Source organism: Dactylosporangium sp. NPDC050688, from assembly GCF_040654515.1.
Classification (GTDB): Bacteria; Actinomycetota; Actinomycetes; order Mycobacteriales; family Micromonosporaceae; genus Dactylosporangium.
Genome location: NZ_JBFAIC010000143.1, coordinates 1 through 7,491 on the forward strand (window position 1 = coordinate 1; position 7,491 = coordinate 7,491).

The following is a 7,491-nucleotide window of genomic DNA, read 5'->3' on the forward strand; positions in this document are numbered from 1 at the left end:
GAATTCGACGAATCCTGCCCCAACCGGGCCTTCAGATCCGCGTTCTCCGCCCGCAACACCGCGTTCTGCTGCCGCAGAACGCCGTTGTCCCGCTCGAGCTCACCGACCAGGATCTCCAACCGGGCAAGCCGCTCCAGCAGCTGCTCGATCGACGGAGTCCCAGACACCCCACCATGATCCAGACATCAATCGACCCAAGTCAAACCGACCCCCCGACCGGCACCTGACCAGTCACGCTTTTTACGCCCTGTAGACCGCCCTCGTGTTTCGCACTTTTTGCGATCTTGGTGGTGGGTTGCGGGGCGACACGCCGGGGAACGTGTGCGGGGTCCGGCATAAATGAGGGAAGCATCGACGGTGCTTGATTCACCCCTGTTGGGAGTGATCCGTCGATGCTTCCAGACCGCACGATACCGCGTTCCCTGGCCCACCTGCTGCTGGCGTTCCGGGCCTGTTTCACCGCACCCACCTTCATCACGTTCCAGGCCCTTGTTGTCGGGTCGATCGCGCAGACCAGGCGGCGCACGGTGTGCGGCATGCTGCTGGGTACCGGACTGGAACGGTGGTGGCATCACGCGCGGGCGCACCGGTTCTTCGCCACCGCCCGCTGGTGCACCGACGCGGTCGGCCTCGCCCTGCTCGCCCTGATCGTGGATCGGTTGCTGCCGAAGGGATCGCCGATCACCGTGGTGGTCGATGACACCCTGTTCAAACGCTCCGGTCGTAAGGTGTTCGGCGTCGCATGGCATCACGACGGCGCGGCCAAAGGCCCCAAACCGATCGGGTTCGGCAACTGCTGGGTCGTAGCCGGAATCGTTGTACAGCTACCGTTTCTGACCCGACCGGTGTGCCTGCCGATCCTCGCGCGACTGTGGCGACCCCGATACACCGGAAAGCTCGCCTTCGCCCGGGAGATGGTCGAAGCCATCGCCGAGCGGCACCCAGACCGCATCGTGCACGCCGTCGGTGACGCCGCCTACGCCGGCGAACACCTCCGTGGTCTGGACCCACAGATCACCCGGACATCCCGGCTCAAGGTCACCTCGGTCCCGCACGACCTGGCACCACCCCGCACCGGCCAATCAGGACGTCCCCGCACCAAAGGCGCCCGGCTGGGCACCCCTGCCGACCTCGCCGCCACCGCGACCTGGCGCACCACCCAGGTCCGCCGGTACGGACGCCTCGACACCGTGCAGATAGCCGAGATCCGCTGCCTGTGGTACGGCTCCTTCCACCGCCGAACGGTGCGGGTCGTCCTCGTCCGCGACGACAAGCCCCGCACCCACAACCGCGACGACCGCGGCTACGGCCTGCCCCTGGTCACCACCGACCTCACCTCGACCGCCGAGGACCTCGTCGCCCGCTACGCCGCCCGATGGTGCATCGAAGTCGCGTTCTGCGACGCCCGCCAGATCCTCGGGATCGGTCAGGCCCGCAACCGCCCCCGCCAAGCCATCCACCGCACCGTGCCATTCGGACTCATCTGCCTGAGCCTCGTCACCATCTGGTACGCCGCCTCCGGGCACGCCCCCGCAGACACGGCCGAGCGCCGCGAACACGCCCGCTGGTACACCACCAAGACCGAACCCTCGTTCGAGGACATGACGATCAAGCTCCGCCGCGTCATCATCGCCGCAAGATTTCGACCCCAAGCCCCCCACCAGGCATCACCCGAAGAAACCCGAGCAGTACTCCTGGCCTGGGCCGCCGAAACATCATCGTCTAGAACTGCGAAACACGAGAGGTATCTGGACTGTCCCAGGGCGGAAGTTAGCCGGGCTGAGGCTGCCGGACCACGACGTCGTGGTCCGTGGTGTTGGGTGAGAGGAACGTGAGTAGGCGGGCGCCTTCGTCGTCGAGCTGTTCGTGTTCGGCCGCGGTCAGTCTCCGGAACGGGCGGACGGTCAGCGTCGCGGTGTCGCGGTTGGTGGCGAGCTTCCAGGTGGCGGCGACGAAGCCGTCGACCAGTACGGACCGGGGCTGTTCGTTGGTCGTGCCGAAGCCCTGATCGGCGAAGTTCACGGTGACGAAGCGGCCGCGGTCGGCGTGGGAGAGCAGCAGGTTGTCGAAGTCGTAGAGGAACCGCACCGGGGCGGGGGTGTCCGGATCGGGTCGTGGGGCGTCGGGAAGGTCGAACAGTTCGCGGCCGTGCTCGTCGCGGAAGGTGACCAGGCGTGCTCGGAGCCGGTCGACGATTTCGGACAGCCGGGTCAGCCCGCACCATTGCTGGGCGTCGAGGACGCTCGCCGGTCCGAAGGCCGCCAGGTAGCGCAGCACCAGGGTGTCCACCGACGGGTCCGGGTCCACAGCCCGGCCGAGCCAGGTCTCGATCGGGCTGTGGGCGGCCGGGCCGCTGCGGCGCCACAGCCCGCGCGGCGGGACCTGCACCAGCGGTACCCAGGCGCGGGCCGCCTGGGCCAGCGCCGCCGGGTCGCGGTCCGGCCACCGCTGGGCCAGGCCGCGGCCCAGGTCGCTGAACGTGAGCGGTTTCGCGGCGAGCAGCTCGCGGGCGGTGGACGCGAGCTCGGCCTGGTCCAGGCCGGTGAGGTGTCGGCCGAAGGCACCCATCGTGCTGCGCTCGATGACCGGCTCCACCAGGGGCCGTAGCCACAGGCAGTCGGAGGCGGTCACCAGATGGATGGTCGAGCGCATCAACGCCATCCGTACGACGGCGCCGCCGGCGAGCAGCCGGGCGGTGGGTTCGGGGGTGTAGCCGGCCAGCCGGGTCCACAGCCCGACGTACCAGGTCTGCGGGGTCTGCGCCTGCAGGCCGGCCAGCCGCTCCAGCGCCTGCGGCACGGTCAGTTCCGCACGGCGCAGCAGCAGTTGCCGGTCGAGGGTGGCGCGGTTGAGCGATCGGGCGGTGAGTCGTGGCACGACGGGTCCTCAAGGGTTGGGCGGCCGGACCGCGGCGGTGACCGCCGCGGCCCGGCGACATGTCAGCGCAGCGTGCGGAAGAACGTGCGGATGTCGGCGGTGAGCAGGTCGGGTGCCTCCATAGCGGCGAAGTGGCCGCCGCGATCGAACTCCGACCAGTGGGTGATGTTGTTGCCGTACTCGGCGTAGCGGCGGATGGGCAGGTCGTTGGCGAACACGGCGACGCCGGTGGGCGTGGTGGCCGGCCCGGTGGGCCAGGTGTTGGCGTGCATGTTCTCGTAGTACAGGTTGGCGACGGACCCGGCCGTGCCGGTGAGCCAGTAGAGCATCGCGTCGGTCAGCAGCAGGTCCCGGTCGATGGCCTCCTCGGGCAGGCCGGCGGCGGGGAAGGTCCACTCCTTGAACTTCTCGACGAGCCAGGCGAGCTGGCCGACCGGCGAGTCGGTGAGGGCGTACGCCACGGTCTGCGGGCGGGTGGCCGAGATCTTGAAGTAGCCGCTCTGGTCGTCCATGAACTCTTGCAGCAGCCCCAACCGGGTCTGTTCGGCGGCGGTGAGGGTGGCGCGCTCCTCGTCGGGGACGTTGCCGAAGGGGATGAACCCGAAGGAGGCCGCGTTGACGTGGACGCCGACGACCTGCGCGGTGGCGGCGCGGCCGAGTTCCGGGGCGACCAGTGCGCCGAGGTCGCCGCCCTGGGCGCCGTACCGGTCGTAGCCGAGCCGGCTCATCAGCTGCGCCCACGCCTTCGCCACCCGGCCGCTGTTCCACCCGGCCTCCCGGGTGGGGCCGGAGAACCCGAAGCCGGGCAGCGACGGGATGATCACGTGGAAGGCGTCGCCCGGGTCCCCGCCGTGCGCGGCCGGGTCGGTCAGCGGGCCGATGACTTTGAGAAACTCGACGACCGATCCGGGCCACCCGTGGGTGAGGATCAGCGGCAGCGCGTCCGGGCGTGGCGAACGTGCGTGCAGGAAGTGGACCCGCTGCCCGTCGATGTCGGTGGTGTACTGCGGGATCTCGTTGAGCGCCGCCTCGTGCTTGCGCCAGTCGTATGCGGTGCGCCAGTACTCGGCCAACTCTTTGAGATAGGCCAGGGGGACGCCCCGGGACCAGCCGACGTCGGGCAGTTCGCTCGGCCACCGCACGGCCGACAGCCGGCGGTGCAGGTCATCGAGGTCGGCCTGGGGTATGTCGATCCGGAACGGGGTGATCGTTTCGCTCAGATGTGGCACGTTGAAACTCCTTGTGGGTGGTTAGGACTTGTCCTGGATTTCCCAGACGTGGTCGAGGACGTGCCAGGCGAACCGGCGGGCGGCGTAGGCCGGTGGCCAGCCGCCGCCGGTGCGTGCTGCGCCGTCGGCCGGTTTGCCCAGCACGTCGAGGATCGCGCTGCGCAGCGCCGTCAGGGCGGTGCGGTCGCCGGCGGCGAACGGCCGGTGCCGGATTCCGATCTTCCGGGCGTAGGCGCGATCGTTGTCGACGACGTGGGTGACGATCTCGTCTCGGTCGCGCCCGCCGCCGCGGGGTCCTTTGCGGAGGGTCTGCGGGGCGGACTGGGCGAGGTTGTCGAGGACACCCCACGCCGTCCGCAGCACCGCGGCGGTCCGCTGTGCCGCGGCGGCGCTGTAGGGCCGGTTGTCCTCGGCGACCGGCACGCCGGGCGCCCCCCAGTCGGTGGTGTTTACGCCGGTCACCGTCTCGACAATCTCGATCGGGCCGGGGTCGAAAGGCAGCCCGGCACCGGCGGCGATGAGCCGGTACCGGTCGGCGTAGGCGGTCAGCGCGGCCACGGCGCCGTCCTCGGTGGTGCCGATGCGCGCCCAGCCGGGCCAGTCCAGCGCGCAGGCGACGATCTTCGTCCGGCCCTTTTCCAGGTACACGCGGGTCATTGCTCGGGTTCCTCCGGGTGATTGCGAGCTAGAACGCGGCGGCGTGGTCGAGGGCCCAGTCGTGGTAGCTGCGCGCGGGACGACCGGTGACCTTCTCGATGTCGGCGGTGGTGGCCGCGGTACGGCCCACGGAGGCGGCCCAGGTGGCGAAGATGTCTTCGAGGATCGGGGCCGGCACGTGGGCGCTCATCGCCTGGCGCACGGTCTCGACGGGCAGTTCGGCGTAGCGGATCGGCCGGCCGAGCGCCTCGCCGAGGATGGCGGCCTGCTCGGCATGCGTGCGTGACTGCGGCCCGGTCAGCCGGTAGACCTGGCCGGCGTGCCCGTCCTCGGTGAGGGCGGCCACCGCGACCGCGGCGATGTCGGCCTCGTGCACCGGCGCGGACGCCGCCTCGGCGTAGGCGCCGCGGATCACGTCGCCGGATCTGGTCTGCCCGGCCCACATCATGGTGTTCGCGGCGAACACGTCCGGGCGCAGGAACGTCCACGCCAGGCCGGAGCCGCGCAGGGCCTGCTCGATCTCGGCGTGGTAGGTGGCGATGGGTCCGTCCTGGACCTCCGCGTCGTCGTCGACCCCGCCGGAGGACAGCAGCACGACCCGGCGTACCCCGGCCCGCCGGGCGGCGGCGACGAACGCGGGCCCGCTGCCCGGCACGGCGAACAGGAACACCGACTCCACCCCGGCCAGGGCCGCGTCCAGCGACGCCGGGTCGGCCAGGTCGCCGGCCACGACATTGACCTCGGCCGGCCACGCCGCTTCTTGCGGGGACCGGCTCAGGGCGCGCACGTCGTGGCCGGCGACGACCAGCAGGGTGAGCACGTGGCGGCCGACGTTTCCAGTGGCGCCGGTGACGAGGATCATGACGTTCTCCTTGGGTTTCGAGGCACCGGGCCAGGCCGGTACGAGCACACTAGAAACCCTTGAGGACAGGTTCAGTCCTCAAGTCGGAGGGGATTGGACGCGAATGCTGGAGACCTCGGCGCGGCTGCTGCGGCTGCTGTCGCTGCTGCAGGCCCGCCGCGACTGGCCCGGCGCCGAACTGGCCGAGCGGCTCGGCGTCACCACCCGCACCGTGCGCCGCGACGTCGACCGGCTCCGCGACCTCGGCTACCCCGTCGAGTCCGCCACCGGCACCACCGGCGGCTACCGGCTCGGCGTCGGCGCCGCCCTGCCACCACTGCTGCTCGACGACGACGAAGCCGTCGCCGCGGCCGTCGGCCTGCGCGCCGCCGCCACCGGCACGGTCACCGGGATCGAGGAAACCTCACTGCGCGCCCTCGCGAAGCTCGAACAGGTCCTGCCCTCCCGGCTGCGCCACCGCGTGCGCGCGATGCAGACGGCCATCCTGCCGCTGACCGGCCCCGGCCCCGCCGTCGACCCCGACCTGCTCACCGCCCTCGCCGCCGCCTGCCGCGCCCACGAAGGCATCCGCTTCGGCTACCAGCAACGCGTCCGCCGCGCCGAGCCGTACCGGCTCGTGCACACCGGCCGGCGCTGGTACCTGCTCGCCTACGACCTCGACCGCGACGACTGGCGCACCTTCCGCGTCGACCGCATCGACCGCGACCCGCAACCCGGGCCCCGCTTCACGCCCCGACCCGAACCCGCCGAGGGACTGCACACCTACGTCTCCAACGCCCTCACCGCTTCCCCGTACCGCTACCAGGCGACCATCCTGTTCCACGCACCGCTCGAGGCCGTCGCCGAACACACCTCACCTACCGCCGGACGCCTCGAACCCCGCGACGCCGGCAGCTGCATATTCCACGCCGGCGGCGACTCGCTCGACAAGATCGCCCTGTTCGTGGCGCTCAAGGGCTTCGACTTCGAGGTCCTCGACCCGCCCGAGCTCAAAAACCACATCCGGACCCTCGCCAGCCGGCTCACCCAAGCGAGCCGCGACGACCAAATTGGCCCTGCACCCCGGAAAGGAGGTTGCCAGTTCCGTCAGGACGCATCCCTCGACTGACATACCCGGCGGCCGGCGGCCGTTCGGGCCCCGGTTTCGGGCGCCAGGTTCGTGCTGAGCGTGGCTGACAGGGACTCGCTGATCGGCGCCGGACCGTCGTGTGCGTGCCGATGCCCAGTTCGGCCACTCGGCCGGCCGCAGCCGTGTTGCCCTCGCACAGCACCTCCGCGACGTCGTATGACTTCCCGAAATCAGGGCTCCGGAGGTGGCCCGGATCTGAACAGGAGAACTTGACAGGGAAGACCATGACGTCCTGCACGTAGACGTCGCCGGGGTTGTCCTGACTGCGCATCGCGACCACCGCGCCGACGAGGACGCCGTCGTCAACGGCGACGGGGCAGGTCGCCGAGAACAGCGTCGCGTACAGCCAGTAGTCCGAACTGCCTCGCGCCCGCACATACGGACTTCCCAGACCCATGAGCCGCTCGACATCGTCGATCATGTCAACGCGCATCGGCACGATCAGCATGCGGATCCGCCGAACCCGCTGACCTGCATGGTGATTGGCTGCGTTTCGGTCACTGCACCTCCTCAGGCGGCGCCCAGCCCGGGTCTGTCAAGTTAACGGCTGATCTTGCTGTTGAGGTAGTCAGTCGTTGGCCGGGGTGAGTCGGCCTTCGAAGGCGATCTGGAACGCGTTCAGCGGTGCTTTCCAGCGCATGGTCCACCGGCGGCGGCCGGCGCCGGTGGGGTCGAGGCTCATCAGCGCCATGTACACGCACTTCAGGGCGGCCTGCTCGGACTCCGCTGGCGAATTC

The 7,491-nt window shown here is 70.3% G+C and carries 7 protein-coding genes and 2 pseudogenes; 2 read left to right on the forward strand and 7 right to left on the reverse strand.

Features of this window, described 5'->3' with window-relative positions; genetic code table 11:
* A pseudogene (locus AB0H83_RS51145) lies at nt 1-149 on the reverse strand (IS66 family transposase); the annotation flags it as partial.
* Between the two features lie 243 nt (nt 150-392).
* Here AB0H83_RS51145 and AB0H83_RS51150 point away from each other — a divergent pair.
* Complete coding sequence (locus tag AB0H83_RS51150; protein ID WP_360111113.1) at nt 393-1,835, forward strand: transposase; 1,443 nt, start codon at nt 393-395, stop codon at nt 1,833-1,835.
* On the opposite strand, the gene AB0H83_RS51155 is transcribed toward AB0H83_RS51150, so the two are convergent.
* From AB0H83_RS51155 to AB0H83_RS51170, 4 genes are all read right to left on the reverse strand, one after another.
* Nucleotides 1,771-2,877 (reverse strand): winged helix DNA-binding domain-containing protein, encoded by a 1,107-nt coding sequence (locus AB0H83_RS51155; protein ID WP_360111116.1) that lies wholly within the window; start codon nt 2,875-2,877, stop codon nt 1,771-1,773. The two genes, AB0H83_RS51150 and AB0H83_RS51155, sit on opposite strands and share 65 nt — an antisense overlap.
* A gap of 62 nt (nt 2,878-2,939) precedes the next feature.
* On the reverse strand, nt 2,940-4,085 hold the full coding sequence (locus tag AB0H83_RS51160) for an epoxide hydrolase family protein (protein ID WP_360111130.1): 1,146 nt from the start codon (nt 4,083-4,085) through the stop codon (nt 2,940-2,942).
* Nucleotides 4,086-4,127: 42 nt separating this feature from the next.
* A complete protein-coding gene (locus AB0H83_RS51165; RefSeq protein WP_360111118.1) occupies nt 4,128-4,763 on the reverse strand; it encodes a hypothetical protein in 636 nt (211 codons plus the stop codon).
* 28 nt (nt 4,764-4,791) lie between these two features.
* Nucleotides 4,792-5,625 (reverse strand): NAD(P)H-binding protein, encoded by an 834-nt coding sequence (locus AB0H83_RS51170; RefSeq protein WP_360111121.1) that lies wholly within the window; start codon nt 5,623-5,625, stop codon nt 4,792-4,794.
* Nucleotides 5,626-5,728: 103 nt separating this feature from the next.
* Here AB0H83_RS51170 and AB0H83_RS51175 point away from each other — a divergent pair, with 103 nt between their 5' ends.
* The gene (locus tag AB0H83_RS51175; protein WP_360111124.1) at nt 5,729-6,733 is read left to right on the forward strand and encodes a WYL domain-containing protein; all 1,005 of its coding nucleotides are present in this window, start codon (nt 5,729-5,731) and stop codon (nt 6,731-6,733) included.
* On the opposite strand, the gene AB0H83_RS51180 is transcribed toward AB0H83_RS51175, so the two are convergent.
* Together AB0H83_RS51180 and AB0H83_RS51185 are read right to left on the reverse strand one after the other, a co-directional pair.
* On the reverse strand, nt 6,648-7,202 hold the full coding sequence (locus AB0H83_RS51180) for a hypothetical protein (protein WP_360111127.1): 555 nt from the start codon (nt 7,200-7,202) through the stop codon (nt 6,648-6,650). The two genes, AB0H83_RS51175 and AB0H83_RS51180, sit on opposite strands and share 86 nt — an antisense overlap.
* Nucleotides 7,203-7,322: 120 nt before the next feature.
* Nucleotides 7,323-7,491: pseudogene (locus tag AB0H83_RS51185) on the reverse strand (IS256 family transposase); the annotation flags it as partial.